The sequence below is a fragment of the Paraburkholderia sp. BR10141 genome (assembly GCF_056155635.1).
The window spans coordinates 122,278-135,523 of record NZ_JBMIQH010000011.1 but is presented as its reverse complement, the minus strand read 5'-3'; the positions used below and the strand labels follow the sequence as shown (position 1 = coordinate 135,523).

8 protein-coding genes and 1 pseudogene are annotated in these 13,246 nt (G+C 66.5%); 7 read left to right on the top strand and 2 right to left on the bottom strand.

Annotation, left to right across the window (positions count from 1 at the left end; all coding sequences use genetic code 11):
- The first annotated feature begins 138 nt into the window (after window positions 1–138).
- Complete coding sequence (locus ACOJB8_RS17520; protein WP_475013452.1) at window positions 139–4,479, top strand: FtsK/SpoIIIE family DNA translocase; 4,341 nt, start codon at window positions 139–141, stop codon at window positions 4,477–4,479.
- Window positions 4,480–4,522: 43 nt separating this feature from the next.
- Here the strand turns inward: ACOJB8_RS17520 and ACOJB8_RS17515 are convergent, their stop codons facing one another.
- The gene (locus ACOJB8_RS17515) at window positions 4,523–5,833 is read right to left on the bottom strand and encodes a lactonase family protein (protein WP_475013451.1); all 1,311 of its coding nucleotides are present in this window, start codon (window positions 5,831–5,833) and stop codon (window positions 4,523–4,525) included.
- 232 nt (window positions 5,834–6,065) lie between these two features.
- Between ACOJB8_RS17515 and ACOJB8_RS17510 the strand changes: the two genes are divergently transcribed.
- From ACOJB8_RS17510 to ACOJB8_RS17500, 3 genes and pseudogenes are all read left to right on the top strand, one after another.
- Complete coding sequence (locus tag ACOJB8_RS17510; protein ID WP_081771773.1) at window positions 6,066–6,215, top strand: DUF3096 domain-containing protein; 150 nt, start codon at window positions 6,066–6,068, stop codon at window positions 6,213–6,215.
- A gap of 176 nt (window positions 6,216–6,391) precedes the next feature.
- Window positions 6,392–8,254 carry a glycoside hydrolase family 15 protein gene (locus tag ACOJB8_RS17505; protein WP_368607073.1) on the top strand — a complete coding sequence of 621 codons (1,863 nt, stop codon included), beginning with the start codon at window positions 6,392–6,394 and terminating at the stop codon, window positions 8,252–8,254.
- A gap of 306 nt (window positions 8,255–8,560) precedes the next feature.
- Window positions 8,561–9,859 (top strand): annotated as a pseudogene (locus ACOJB8_RS17500) (polyhydroxyalkanoate depolymerase); the annotation flags it as partial.
- 138 nt (window positions 9,860–9,997) lie between these two features.
- Here the strand turns inward: ACOJB8_RS17500 and ACOJB8_RS17495 are convergent.
- On the bottom strand, window positions 9,998–10,630 hold the full coding sequence (locus ACOJB8_RS17495; RefSeq protein WP_069265354.1) for a TetR/AcrR family transcriptional regulator: 633 nt from the start codon (window positions 10,628–10,630) through the stop codon (window positions 9,998–10,000).
- 444 nt (window positions 10,631–11,074) lie between these two features.
- On the opposite strand from ACOJB8_RS17495, the gene rsxB reads away from it, so the two are divergent.
- From rsxB to ACOJB8_RS17480, 3 genes are all read left to right on the top strand, one after another.
- The gene (gene rsxB, locus ACOJB8_RS17490) at window positions 11,075–11,926 is read left to right on the top strand and encodes an electron transport complex subunit RsxB (protein WP_368729695.1); all 852 of its coding nucleotides are present in this window, start codon (window positions 11,075–11,077) and stop codon (window positions 11,924–11,926) included.
- Between the two features lie 40 nt (window positions 11,927–11,966).
- Window positions 11,967–12,611 carry an endonuclease III gene (gene nth, locus ACOJB8_RS17485; protein WP_133181992.1) on the top strand — a complete coding sequence of 215 codons (645 nt, stop codon included), beginning with the start codon at window positions 11,967–11,969 and terminating at the stop codon, window positions 12,609–12,611.
- A 92-nt stretch (window positions 12,612–12,703) separates the two neighbouring features.
- Window positions 12,704–13,138: a DUF1841 family protein gene (locus tag ACOJB8_RS17480; RefSeq protein WP_028210468.1), complete on the top strand. Its 435-nt coding sequence runs from the start codon at window positions 12,704–12,706 to the stop codon at window positions 13,136–13,138.
- The last annotated feature ends 108 nt before the right edge of the window (window positions 13,139–13,246 follow it).

Genomic DNA, 13,246 nt, shown 5'->3' with positions numbered 1-13,246 from the left:
CGCGCCGGGTCTTTGGCGTGTCAGGCGCGCAACGCCTGCCATGCCGCACGCAACACCGCCCTCAAGTGGATGGCGGCGCGCAGGGGCCGAGCGGTTACACTCCACACGTCGCACACCTTCTCTACGTACATCTTCGGCATGCACACGGTAGTTCCTGGCTGGTTCGGCGTTTCGGCCGTCTGGTTCATCCCCCTGATCTGGCGTCTCGTCAAGTCCGTGCTGCCGGGCGGCGCGGGCCTGCGCGGCCCTGGCACGATCCGCCTATGGCTCGGCTTCGTCGGCGTGCTCCTCGCGAGCTGCGTGCTCGAGGCGACGCTCATCGACATCGCCGGGTTCAACGCATTCGGCCACGCGCTTTCGGGCGGGCTCGGCAAGCTCATCGGCCACGTGGCCGCGCCGCTCGCGATGACGGCGCTTCTCCTCGTGAGCTTGCCGTGGCTGCTCGACTTCCATTGGCGCGAATTCCTCGCGTGGGCGGATATTTCGCTCGGACTCGGCCTGAACATCCGCGCCGCGCGTGACACTGACGACAGCCCGCGCCGCGAACGCCGCAGCCGCCGCGCCGCAGCCGAAGAGGGATTGCCCGCACATAGCGCCGCTACCTTCAATCCGCCGATGCCTGGCGACGGCGCGCGGCGCAAACGACCGACGATCTGGCGCCCGCCGGCGCGTGACGCGCGCGAGGGTCGCGATAACCCGCGCGCAGCCGGTGCCATGGCTGCGGGACCTGGCGCAGCGTCGGCCGCTGCCACCGCACAGGACGCGTTTGCCGATGCCGGGTCGTGGCGCGCCGAACCGGGCTTCCGTGGTCCCGCCGATCCCGCCGCGGCGTGGGCGCGCACCGAACCGACCGCGACCGCCGACTGGCTGCGCGGCACGCGTGCGCCGGGGCAAACGCCGCCTGCGGGTGCGTCGCGAGCCCCGATGGAGCCGCCGCGCGCGCCGTTGCAGCCAGCAGCCGCGCCGCTCGGCGACGGGCGCCGCCAGCCGGTGCGCGGTGCGAGCGCAGTGCAGGACGTGGCGCCTGCGCAAGGGGTGCAGGGCATCCCTGCGCAGCCGAATGCCCCGTGGCGGACGCAGACGCCTCAAACGCGACCGGCCATGGCCGCCGCGATGACGGGCGCGGCAGCGCGCACGGCTTCGTCTTCCGCGGTGGTGCATGGTGCGCCGCTCGCGGCCGGTGCCGCCGCAGCCGCCGCCGCCGCGCGCAGTGCCGCGTTCGGCACGACGCCGCCACCGCCCGATCCGCTGACTTCGCCGTTCGCACAACCCGTCATGCCGCGCCGCACGGCGCCGCCGCCTGCGGCAGGCAGCACGGCCGCGCGCGCCGCGGCCGCCGCACCGCCGCGCGTCGCGAAGCCACCGAAACCCTACGTCTGGCAAGGGCAGCCCGCGCGCGTGAACCCTCGCCCGCCCATGAGTGCGCCGCGCACGGCGCCGTTCGGCACGCATCCAGCCGAAACGCCGCCCGCGACGCCCGCCTACTCGCGCCTCGCGCCCACCAGCGCACCGCAGGCGCAGGCGCCGCTCTCGACGAGCGTGCTCGAAACATTGCGCTCGATCGAAGAGAACGCCGCGCGCTGGACCACCCTCGCCGGCGCGAGCCTCGCACGCCGCACCCTGGACGAAGCGGGTACGCTCGCGGGCGAGGAACACACGCACGCGCAATTCTCGAGCGCATCGCCGGACATCGCGACGGCGGCGCTGCCGGTGATGCCTTCGGCCGCGTCGCTGGAAACGACGTCCGCTCCGGTCGCGCTGTCGGACGGTGACTACCTTTCGCCAAACCCGGCTGGGCAATCGTTCGTGGAAATGCACGCCTCGCCGCAACCGGGCGACACGACGCCGGGCGCGACGCCCGCTGCCCCCTACCCTGCCGCGCCTCAGAACACAGCATCGTCCGAGCCGAATTCGGCCAGCGTCGGCTACATGGCTGCGCCGACTGCCTGGCAACCGATTGCTGAGCACGTTGACGAAGCCACGCACGGCGCCTCGAACGAGGAGACGCGCATCGAGCCGGTGCAAGCTGCGGTGGAGGAAGCTGCAACGCCTTCGACGTGGCCGACACTGGATCACGGCATGCCGTGGATCCTGCTCGACGACGAACCGTCGGCTGCCGCCCCCGCCGAGACGCACACTGCCGAACCGTTCTTCACGTTCAGCCCGTCGACGGTGCAGGAGCAGGTGCCTGCGCCTGCGCCCGCGGCGGTTTCTCCGGCTGTGGCACCAGCGCCAGTGTCAGTGCCCGCAGCGACGCGAACGCCGGGCGCGGTAGACGCGCAGGCCGAGCAACCCGCTCCGACCGAAGCGCACGCTGCGCACGAAGCACACGACCAACTCGACACAGCGGCCGCGTCGAACATCGTGCACTCCCCCCGCATCGCTCCCGAGACGCAGCCCGACGCCGCCGCGACGCCTGCACATGTCGCGCCGACGGTTACGCATGCGGCTCCCGCGACGCCGTTCGACGCAGCGCCTTCGCCGGTGGCAGAGCAGAAGGCGAGCGAGTCTTTCGCGCCCGTCGCGCACAGCGAATCCGCCAGCGTCGATGCATACCCTGCGTCGATGGACGAAGCGCAAGGGGTTGCGAACGAAACGGCTGAAGCGTTGCCGGCACCTGACGCGCCGGCGACTCAAGCAACGCCTTTTGACGCGACGCCCCTGTCCGCAGTGCAAGCGCCGGCACCCACACCCGCAGCAACGCCGCCGTGGGTTGCCGAAACGCCGAAGCAAAGCTGTCCTGCACCGGCCGAGGCCACGCTCACGCCGACTCCCTCGCAGCCCGCGACGCCGGTTGCCACCCCGATCGCGGCGCCCTACCCCGCCATCGCGACCGAACCCGGCGCGGCGAGCCCCGACTTCGAGTCCGCACCCGAAGCAATCGAAGCCATAGAAGCCCCCGAGGCGATCGAAGCTCCCGAGCCCGCAGTCCAGCGCGCTCCGGTGCGCGGCCACGCGCCCACGTCCTTCGTGTTCGAGCCGCTCAGCGCATCGGCGGTCGAACTGCCGGGGCTCGATCTGCTCGAGCGCGCATCGTCCGAGATCGAGCCCGTCACCGAGCAGAAGCTCGCCGAAACGAGCCAGCTCATCGAGCAGCGTCTTCAGGAGTTCAAGGTCCCCGTGACCGTGGTCGGCGCCTCGGCGGGCCCGGTCATCACGCGCTTCGAAGTGGAACCCGCGCTCGGCGTGCGCGGCAGCCAGATCGTCGGCTTGATGAAGGATCTCTCGCGCGGCCTCGGCCTCACGTCGATCCGCGTGGTCGAAACGATTCCCGGCAAGACCTGCATGGGCCTCGAATTGCCGAACGCCCGCCGCCAGATGATCCGCCTCTCGGAAATCCTCGAATCGGCGCCGTACCACCGCTCGCAGTCGAAGCTCACGATCGCGATGGGCAAGGACATCGTCGGCCATCCGATCGTCACCGATCTCGCCAAGGCGCCGCACATGCTCGTGGCGGGCACGACCGGTTCGGGCAAGTCGGTCGCGATCAACGCGATGATCCTCTCGCTGCTCTACAAGGCGACACCCGAGGACGTGCGGCTCATCATGATCGACCCGAAGATGCTCGAGCTTTCCGTGTACGAAGGCATTCCGCATCTGCTCGCGCCGGTCGTGACCGACATGAAGCTCGCCGCCAACGCGCTCAACTGGTGCGTGGGCGAGATGGAGAAGCGCTACCGGCTGATGTCGGCGGTGGGCGTGCGCAATCTCGCGGGCTTCAACCAGAAGATCCGCGACGCGCAAGCCCAGGAAAAGAAGATCGGCAACCCGTTCTCGCTCACGCCCGAAGCCCCCGAGCCGCTCTCGCCGCTGCCGATGATCGTGGTCGTGATCGACGAGCTCGCCGACCTCATGATGGTTGCGGGCAAGAAGATCGAAGAATTGATCGCGCGTCTCGCACAGAAGGCGCGCGCCGCCGGCATCCACCTGATCCTCGCGACGCAGCGTCCTTCGGTGGACGTCATCACGGGTCTCATCAAGGCGAATATTCCGACGCGGGTGGCGTTCCAGGTGTCATCGAAGATCGACTCGCGCACGATTCTCGACCAGATGGGCGCCGAGTCGCTGCTCGGCCAGGGCGACATGCTGTTCCTGCCGCCGGGCACGGGCTACCCGCAGCGCGTGCACGGCGCGTTCGTCGCCGACGAGGAAGTGCACGCGGTCGTGGAGTATCTGAAGCAGTTCGGCGAGCCCGAGTACGTCGAAGGCATTCTCGACGGCCCGGCGGCCGAAGGCGCGCCGCAGGACCTGTTCGGCGACTCGCCCGACGCCGAAGCCGATCCGCTCTACGACGAGGCCGTCGCGTTCGTCGTGCGCACGCGGCGCGCGTCGATCTCGTCGGTGCAGCGGCAACTGCGCATCGGCTACAACCGCGCCGCGCGACTGGTCGAGCAGATGGAAACGGCGGGACTCGTTTCGCCGATGGGCATCAACGGCAGCCGCGAAGTGCTCGTGCCGGGCGGCGCTCAGGGCGAATAAGCAAGAAGGCGCGCCTCGCGCCTTCTTTCGTCATCTCAAGCCGTTACTGCGCAACGAACTTGAAATCGACCGGCGAGCCGATATCGATGCGCTTCGGATTCGGCTCCAGCAAACCCGTCTGCTGATCACGCCGGAACACGTAGGCGGTATCGCTGTTCTGGTTGCCGACGATGAGCCACTGCCCGGTCGGATCGATCGCGAACTCGCGCGGCGACTTGCCGAGGCTCGACTGGCGCCCCACGCGCTTGAGCTTGCCGCTCTCGCCATCGACGGCGAAGATCGAGATGTCGTTGGCGTCACCGCGATTGGAAACGTAGAGGAACTTGCCGTCCGGCGAAAGATGGAGCGCCGCCGCGCCCTGCGTTCCCTCGAAGCCCGGTTCCGCCAGCTTCTCCACTTGTTCCAGCTTCATGTGGCCATCGTGATACGCAAACACGGTCACGGTGGCGGCCAGTTCGCTCGTGAGATACGCGTGACGGCCGTCATTGCCGAAGATCAGATGACGCGGACCACTGCCCGACTTCACATCGGTATAACGCCATTCGGTCGGGCTCACCAGGCCGCGGCTGCCGTCCGGCGTATAGAGATAGGTCCAGAGCTTGTCGGTGCCGAGATCCTGGGTGAAGAGATAGCGCCCATCCGGCGAAAACACCGTCGAGTGCACGTGCGCATTGTCCTGACGCCCCTTCACGGGGCCGCCGCCCTCGTGGTGCACGGTCAGCACGGACTCGCCCAGCTTGCCGTCCTGCTGCACGGGCAGGACGGCGAAGCTGCCGCCCGGGTCGGCCGCAACCGAGTAGTTCGCCACGAAGAGGTAGTGCCCATCCGGCGAGAGGCTCAGGTAGCACGGATCGTTGCCCTGCGCCGACACCTTGTCGAGAAACGTGAGCTGACCGCTTGCGGCATCGAAGCCGAACGCACTCACGTCGCCGCGCAAGCTGGCAGGACCGTTGTCGCCCGGTAGCTCGTTGACTGCGTAGACGAAGCGGTTGTCCTTGCTCACCACGAGAAACGACGGGTTCACCGTCTTCGCCACGCTGACCGGCTGCATGTCGCCCGTCTGCGTATCGAAGTGATAGACGTAGAGGCCCTCGCTCTTGCCGCCCGTATAGGTGCCGACGATCAGGTTGTAGACACCGCCCGCGGGCGCGGTCGTGGAAGCGGATTGCGCGAACGCATGCGTCGCGGCGACGGAAGCCATGATGACAACACCTTTGACGAGCTGGGTAAGGAGATGCGCGGGTCGGCCCTCAGTCCGGCGCGATCGGGAAAGGCTACCTGAACGGGCAGATAAGTGGGCCGATGAGCGGGAGGGCGTAGGCACGGCGTTTGCGGCGGCACGGCGAAGGAACATGTCGACCTCCTTTTTCTTGTCGATGCAGGGGAGCGGGTCGGCCCTCGTCGCAATGCCGACCGTATTCGCCCCGCTTTCGTCTGATACGTGGGACACCGGCCCAGTATAGGAGAGGTCGCGAGCGCCCGCCCCGCAAGCGCGCAGCGGCAAGTCCGGGCCAAAATCGAAGCAGCAACAAGCAACAAAGGCATCCACGCCAAGGTTCGAAACCCGCCGCAACCAGGGAGCCGTCATGAACATTCACGTCGCCATCGGGCCGCTCGTCGCGCTCATCGCAGGCATTCTGATTCTCGCCGTGCCGCGTCTGCTCAATTACATCGTCGCGCTGTATCTGATCATCATCGGGGTCATCGGGCTATTCGGCGTGGGCGGGCATCTGTGACGCGCTCAGGTCGCGCTCGACGGCGTTTGTTGACACAGGCGAGATGAGTATTTGCGCGTGCTGCTGCGCAAAACGCATTGCGCAGGCGGCCCCGCTGCCACTACTCTTGTGCGTGCATGCCGCACCGCTGCGGCAAGCGGCTTTCGTTTTCGAGCAACGCTGTCAATCTGCTTACTATGCCCGCACCCATTGAAGACTACGCATTGATCGGCGACGGCCACACGGCCGCGCTCGTTTCCCGCGCCGGATCCATCGACTGGCTCTGCTGGCCGCGCTTCGACTCCGGCGCCTGCTTTGCCGCCCTCCTCGGCACCGAAGAAAACGGCCGCTGGCTGATCGCGCCCGCGCAGCCCGAAGAGGGCGCGAAAGTCGAGATCAAGACCACGCGCCGTTATCGCGGCGACACGCTGATCCTCGAAACCGACTTCGAAACACCCGAAGGCGCGGTGACGCTCATCGATTTCATGCCGCCCGGCAACGGCTGGTCGGAACTCGTGCGCATCGTCGTGGGCCGGCGCGGCACCGTGCGCATGGAAAGCCAGCTCGTGCTGCGCTTCGACTATGGCTTTTCGGTGCCATGGGTGAGCCGCCTCACTTACGAGAGCGGCATCAAGGCCACGGTGGGCCCGGACACGGTCGTGCTGCGCACGCCCGTGGACCTCCAGGGCGAGAACATGCACACAGTGGCGCAGTTCGACGTGAAGGAAGGCGAGCGCGTGCCGTTCTCGCTTTCGTATGCGGCCTCGCACCTGCGTCTGCCGCCGCCGCGCGACCCGTTCACGGCGCTCGCGCGCACCGAAAACTTCTGGACCGAATGGGCCTCACGCAGCACCGTGGAAGGCCGCTGGGCCGAACCCATCCGCCGCTCGCTCATCACGCTCAAGGCGCTGGCCTACGAGCCCACCGGCGGCATCGTCGCGGCGCCCACCACGTCGCTGCCCGAGCAGCTGGGCGGCACGCGCAACTGGGACTACCGCTACTGCTGGCTGCGCGACGCGACCATCACGCTGCTCGCGATGATGCGCGGCGGCTACTACGACGAAGCCCGCGCCTGGCGCGCCTGGCTGGGCCGTGTGATGGCGGGCTCGCCCTCGCAGTTGCAGATCATGTACGGGCTGGCCGGCGAGCGCCGCCTGCCCGAATTCGAACTCGACTGGCTGCCCGGCTACGAAGGCGCGAAACCGGTGCGCGTGGGCAACAACGCGGTCGGCCAGCTGCAGCTCGACGTCTACGGCGAAGTGATGAACGCGCTGCACCTCGCGCGCGTGGGCGGCTTGCAGGCCGACGACACCGCATGGTCGATCCAGTGCGCGATGCTCGAACACCTCGAGACGATCTGGACCGAGCCCGACGAAGGCATCTGGGAAACGCGCGGGGGCCGCCAGCATTTCACGTTCTCGAAGGTGATGGCGTGGGTCGCCTTCGACCGCGCGATCAAGTCGGCGGAAAAATTCGAGCTGCCGGGGCCGCTCGATCACTGGCGCGAACTGCGCTCGACGATCCACGCGACCATTTGCGAGCGCAGCTTCGACAAGGATCTGAATTCCTTCACGCAGATCTATGGCGGCACCGATCTCGATGCGAGCCTGCTGCTCATGCCACTGGTCGGCTTCCTGCCCGCGGCGGATCCGCGCATCGCCGGCACGGTCGCGGCGATCGAGCGCGATCTGATGTGTGAAGGTTTTGTGATGCGCTACCGCACCACCGAATTCAACGATGGACTGCCGCCCGGGGAAGGCACCTTCCTTGCGTGCAGCTTCTGGATGGTCGACAACCTGGCCCTGCAAGGCCGCATGGACGACGCACGCCACATGTACGAGCGCCTGCTTTCGCTCGCCAACGACGTGGGATTGCTCGCCGAGGAATATGACCCCATTGCGGGGCGCCTCGTCGGCAACTTCCCGCAGGCGTTCTCGCATGTGGCGCTCGTGCATACGGGCCTGAACCTCATGCGGCACGAACAGGAAATGGCGAAGGAGACGGGGCACCCCGCGGTCGGCGGCGCGTCGGCCGAGCCAGCTGTTGCATCCGCATCGTAAATGTTCGAAAGCGCCTGGACGTTTTCGCGAGCTGGGGTACACTAGGGATGCTGCGTTGCACAACAGCCGGGCAAAAACAAGGCCGCCCGCGCCGCCTGGCAACGGGGCAAAACGCGTGTACCGCCTTGCAGCGCGCTTGCAGCCACGAGCTGCGAACGAATGCGGGTCCGCTCGCGCTAAAGCCCTCCGGGCGGCGGCCGATATACAACCTGACTGACCGACCAACCTTGCCGGCCCGCATCTGCTCCGCGCCTCAACCGCGCGCGACCCGGGTGCGAACCGCTCCTTGAAGATGCCGGAGCGCCCATGCTCTATCAAATCCGTGAATTCCAGCGCGCGTTGCTCAGCCCGCTGACCGCCTGGGCCCAGGCCGCCTCGAAATCGTTCTCGAATCCGACGAGCCCGTTTTCACTCGTGCCGGGCGCCACGCGCTTCGCCGCAGGCTACGAACTGCTCTATCGCCTGGGCAAGGACTACGAGAAGCCCGAGTTCAACCTTCGCCAGATCGTGAAGGACGGCTTCAATATTCCGATCGTCGAGCAGACCATCATCGAGAAGCCGTTTTGCCGCCTGCTGCGCTTCAAGCGCTACGCCGACGACACCGGCGCCGTGGCCGCGCTCAAGGACGAGCCGGCCGTGCTCGTGTGCGCGCCGCTCTCGGGCCACCACGCCACGCTTCTGCGCGATACCGTGCGCACGCTGCTGCAGGACCACAAGGTGTACATCACCGACTGGGTCGACGCGCGCATGGTGCCGCTCGAAGCCGGTCCGTTCCATCTCGACGACTACGTTGCGTATATCCAGGAATTCATCCGCCATATCGGCGCGAAGAATCTGCATGTGCTGTCGGTTTGCCAGCCTACGGTGCCCGTGCTCGCGGCCATCTCGCTGATGGCGAGCCGCGGCGAGGACACCCCGCTCACGATGACGATGATGGGCGGCCCGATCGACGCGCGCCGCAGCCCCACCGCCGTCAACTCGCTCGCCACCGAACACTCGCTCGACTGGTTTGCGAACAACGTGATCCATCCCGTGCCGGCGAACTATCCGGGCGAAGGCCGCGAGGTGTATCCGGGCTTCCTGCAGCACGCGGGTTTCGTCGCGATGAATCCGGGCCGTCACACCACGGCGCACTGGGACTTCTACAAGAGCCTGCTGCGCGGCGACGAAGAGGACGCCGAAGCACATCGCCAGTTCTACGACGAATACAACGCGGTGCTCGACATGGCCGCCGAGTATTACCTCGAGACCATCCGCACCGTATTCCAGGAGTTCAGTCTCGCTGAAGGCACGTGGGACGTGGCCGGCGAACGCGTGCGTCCGCAGGACATTCACGACACGGCGCTCTTCACGATCGAAGGCGAGCTCGACGACATTTCGGGCGCGGGCCAGACGCGCGCCGCGCACGATCTGTGCACGGGCATTCCCGAGGCAAACAAGCATCATCTGACTGCCGAAAAATGCGGCCACTATGGCATCTTCTCGGGCCGCCGCTGGCGCACGATCATTTATCCGCAACTGCGCGATTTCATCCGCCAGCACCAGCAGCCCGCCGCCCACACGAGCAAGGAAGCGTCTGCCCGCGGCCGCTCGGCACAGGGCGCTGTCGCCTGACGAAGGCTTGCGCTTCACTCGAGCGCACGCAATCCGCACCGGCAGCAGAATCCGCGCGCCGTCCCAGGACGGCGCGTGGCGTTTGTGGAGCGTGAAACGGCTTTGCGAATTTGCCGCGCGAGTCGTGCGCTATTTGCGCATGAGATACGCGAGCAGCATCTCCGTGTTGAGCTGAATGACTTCCGCGCGTTCGGCAGTCGTGCTGAAGTCTCGACCGAGCGTGGCGTTGAGCGTGTAGCGGTTCGAGACGATGTAGTAGCCCATGCCCGAAAGCGTCACATAGAGTCGCAACGGATCGATGCTCGGGCGGAATAGTCCTGCGGATTCACCGCGCGTGAGAATCGAACCGAGCGTCGCCACGATCGGCGAGATCATCTCGCGGATTCGTGTGGACTTCTGCATATATCGCGCCTCGTGCAGATTCTCGTTGTTCACGAGCCGCAGCAGTTCGGGATTGTCGCGATAGTAGTCCCACACGAAATGCGCGAGCCGCGTGATCGCCTCGACGGGTGCGAGCCCCGAAAGATCGAGGGCGCGCTCGGCTTCATTGAGCGCGCCGAATGCGTGCTCGAGGACCGCCGTGAAGAGTTGCTCCTTGCTGCCGAAGTAGTAATAGAGCATGCGCTCATTGGTTTCGGCGCGTCGCGCGATCTGGTCGACGCGTGCGCCGAACAGGCCGCCATTGGCGAATTCTTCCGCCGCGGCGAGCAGAATGCGGCGGCGTGTGCCTTCAGGATCTCTTTTGATTTTTGGCTGATTCATGGTGGCAGGATCTCGTTAAGCCGCGTTGTCCGGTTTACGTTGTCGGGCAATACTGCGCCGGGCCTCTCCTCGCCCTGGTATCGACAACGTTGTGCGGGGCGCGCCAGGTTAATGGACAGACACCCTCCGACCTACGGTCTTGCGTTCCTTCTTGTTTGTTTGATGTCGTTGCGAGCCGACATCGTCCTTCCCCCTGTCTGCCTCTTGCGAAGCACGTTGCCTGCCGTGCCCGACATGTACCGCTTACGTCTATTGATTTCCCCTGGACTGCACGGTGCTTCGCATTAAGCGCTTTGATTATGGCACATGGCCCGCCGATGGCAATGCGGGAAATCGGCGATAATGCAGGCTTTGGCGCTGTGCGTGTGCGCCCCTTGAGGCCAGCTGCGAAACCCTGCGCGCCCAAGGTCACGGCACCGCCCGCCCCGCCCCGATGTAGCGAACGTGAACGATCCCAAAACACTCGCAGATCGCATCGAAGATCTGCTGCCCCAGACCCAATGCACGAAGTGCGGCTATGACGGCTGCCGGCCCTATGCCGAAGCCGTCGCCGCCGGCACCGCCAACTACAACCAGTGCCCGCCCGGCGGCCTGGAAGGCGTTGAGCGCCTCGCGACACTGCTCGGCAAACCCGTCATCCCGATCAATCCGGACAACGGCGTGGAGCGTCCACGTCCGGTGGCGTTCATCGACGAACAACTTTGCATTGGTTGCACGCTGTGCATGCAGGCGTGTCCCGTCGACGCGATCGTGGGCGCGCCCAAACAGATGCACACCATCGTCAAGGATCTGTGCACGGGTTGCGACCTGTGTGTCGCGCCCTGCCCGGTCGACTGCATCGCAATGATTCCCGTTACGGGCGACGCGACCGGCTGGGACGCATGGACGCAGCAGCAGGCCGACGAAGCCCGCGTGCGCCATGACCGGCGCGCCGCGCGCCAGGCCGCCGAACGCAATGCGGCCGAGGCGCGTGCCGCCGCGCGCCGCGCCGCCACGAGCGCGCCGCAGGCCCAGGCAGCGCAGGACGCCGCTGTGCAAGCGAGCGCCACGCCACCCGCGAGCGCCCCCGCCGACGATGCCGAAGCGAAGAAGAAAGCGATCATCCAGGCTGCGCTCGAACGTGCGCGCCGCAAGAAGGCGGAACTGGCCGAACAGGGTGTGGGACCGCGCAACGTCGAACACGTGAGCGCCGATGTGCAGGCGCAGATCGACGAGGCCGAGGCGCGCCGCAAACGTATCGGTATCGAGTCGAATACATCGGACTCGTCGACTGACGACGACAAATCCGCGCGATAGCGCTCCGCAACGCAACGCAAAGGCCCCACGCACAACGAGCATGAATGCCACCAAGCGCCGCGCCATCTACGAAACGCTGCAAAGCCTCAATCCGCATCCCACTACCGAGCTGGAATTCAACACGCCGTTCGAACTCCTGATCGCCGTGATGCTTTCCGCGCAGGCCACCGACGTTTCGGTGAACAAGGCCATGCGCCGGATGTTTCCGGTCGCCAACACGCCGGAAACGGTGCTCGCGCTGGGCGAAGAAGGGGTGGCCGATTACATCAAGACGATCGGCCTTTATCGCACCAAGGCCAAGAACGTCATTGCGACGTGCCGCATTCTCATCGAGCAATACGGCAGCGAAGTGCCACCCACGCGCGAGGCGCTCGAAGCCCTCCCCGGCGTTGGGCGCAAGACTGCCAACGTCGTGCTCAACACGGCCTTCGGTCAGCCGACCATCGCCGTCGACACGCATATCTTTCGGGTTGCGAACCGAACGGGACTCGCGCCCGGCAAGGACGTGCGCGCCGTCGAAACCGCGCTCGAAAAATTCACGCCGCCCGAGTTCCTCCAGGACGCGCATCACTGGCTCATCCTCCATGGCCGCTATGTGTGCAAGGCACGCCGGCCCGAATGCTGGCATTGCGTGATCGAGCCGCTGTGCGAGTTCAAGCCGAAGACGCCGCCGCCTGAGCTCTGAGCGAGCGCAGGCGCCCGGGCGTAAAATGATCGATTCAGATGTCGCAACACGACGCTGCACGATGTAGCGCACACCCATACGACCGACTCACGATGTTCAATCCCAGCCGCGACGAAGTCCGCCGCTTTTTCACCGAGACCTGGCGCAAGCAGCGCGCGGGCGAAATCCTCACGCCGCTCGAGGCGATCGCCGCCGACTGGATCGTCGAGCACCCCGAATATCACGCCGAACTCGCCGACGCCGATGCGGCCGCCGCGCAGGATTACTCGCCCGAGCGCGGCCAGAGCAATCCGTTCCTGCATCTGTCGATGCATCTCGCGATCAGCGAGCAGCTTTCGATCGACCAGCCGCCCGGCATCCGCGCCGCGCACGACCGGCTCGCCGCACGCCTCGGCTCCACGCACGATGCGCAGCACGCGATCATGGAGTGCCTCGGCGAAACGATCTGGGAAGCGCAACGCACGAACACGCCACCCGACACCGACGCCTATCTCATGCGCATCGAGCGCCGCGCTTCTCGCGATTGAATCGCAACTGAAAGCGCGACGGAGGCAAACGCCACCGCAAAAAAACACCCCGCGAACGCCTCGCCGCAAACGAGGCCCACGCGGGGTGTTTCACATGATGCGGCACGC

Excerpts from the sequence above, each read along its gene's own strand:
- ACOJB8_RS17520 (WP_475013452.1), top strand. The coding sequence starts at position 139 with ATGCACACGGTAGTTCCTGGCTGGTTCGGCGTTTCGGCCGTCTGGTTC.
- ACOJB8_RS17515 (WP_475013451.1), bottom strand. The coding sequence starts at position 5,833 with ATGTTCCTTCGCCGTGCCGCCGCAAACGCCGTGCCTACGCCCTCCCGC.
- ACOJB8_RS17510 (WP_081771773.1), top strand. The coding sequence starts at position 6,066 with ATGAACATTCACGTCGCCATCGGGCCGCTCGTCGCGCTCATCGCAGGC.
- ACOJB8_RS17505 (WP_368607073.1), top strand. The coding sequence starts at position 6,392 with ATGCCCGCACCCATTGAAGACTACGCATTGATCGGCGACGGCCACACG.
- ACOJB8_RS17495 (WP_069265354.1), bottom strand. The coding sequence starts at position 10,630 with ATGAATCAGCCAAAAATCAAAAGAGATCCTGAAGGCACACGCCGCCGC.
- nth (WP_133181992.1), top strand. The coding sequence starts at position 11,967 with ATGAATGCCACCAAGCGCCGCGCCATCTACGAAACGCTGCAAAGCCTC.
- ACOJB8_RS17480 (WP_028210468.1), top strand. The coding sequence starts at position 12,704 with ATGTTCAATCCCAGCCGCGACGAAGTCCGCCGCTTTTTCACCGAGACC.